General features: G+C 76.7%; 1 protein-coding gene. It reads right to left on the minus strand.

The window, feature by feature from the left end; genetic code table 11:
* The coding region (locus tag FOE67_RS27310; RefSeq protein ID WP_323385613.1) for a glycerophosphodiester phosphodiesterase at window positions 1–771 on the minus strand (771 nt) is incomplete at its 3' end.
* Between the last annotated feature and the right edge of the window lie 52 nt (window positions 772–823).

Genomic DNA, 823 nt, shown 5'->3' on the forward strand with positions numbered 1-823 from the left:
CGGCTCGGCCCGACCCACGGACTCCAGCCGCTCCCGCACCTCTCCCGGCCGGTTGGTGATGATCGCGTCCACCCCCAGCCGCACGCACAGCTCCACGTCCGCCGGCTCGTCCACCGTCCACACGTGCACCCGGTGCCCGGCCGCCCGCGCCCGCGCCACGTACCCCGGGTCCCGGCGCAGCACCCGGATCGACGGCCCCGCGATCGAGGCCCCCGCCGGCAGCCGCCCACCCCGGTGCCGGGGCAGCAGGAAGTGCATCAGGTACACCGTCGGCAGCTCCGGCGCCAGCGCCCGGGTCCGCTGCAGGGAACGCGCCGAGAAGCTCATCACCCGCACCGGACCGGGCACCGGGCACCGCTCCAGCGCCTCCACCAGGCGCCGCTCCACCTCGCCCCGCCACCGCGAGGGCTGCTTCGTCTCGATCGACAACCCCACCGGCCGGTCCGCCTCCGCCACCAACCGCAGCAGCCGGTCCAGGGTCAGCACGCCCCGCTCCCCCTCGTCCTCCCGGTCCGGTTCCTCCGGCAGCCCACCGGCGGGCGCCTTCCAGGAGACGAAGTCCAGCTCCGACAACTCGGACAGCTCCATCGCCGAGACCGCCCCGCGGCCGTCGGAGACCCGGTTCACCCGCCGGTCGTGCACACACACCAGGTGGCCGTCGGCCGTCATCCGCACGTCGCACTCCAGCGCGTCCGCGCCCTCCGCGATCGCCCGGCGGTACGCCGCCGGCGTGTGCTCCGGGGCGTCCCGCGACGCCCCCCGGTGCGCGATCACCGCGATCGGACCGGGTCGCCCCGGCGGGAGGTCCGCGACCTCCCCACCC

Source organism: Streptomyces calidiresistens (assembly GCF_014141525.1).
In the GTDB taxonomy this organism is placed as follows: Bacteria; Actinomycetota; Actinomycetes; order Streptomycetales; family Streptomycetaceae; genus Streptomyces; species Streptomyces calidiresistens.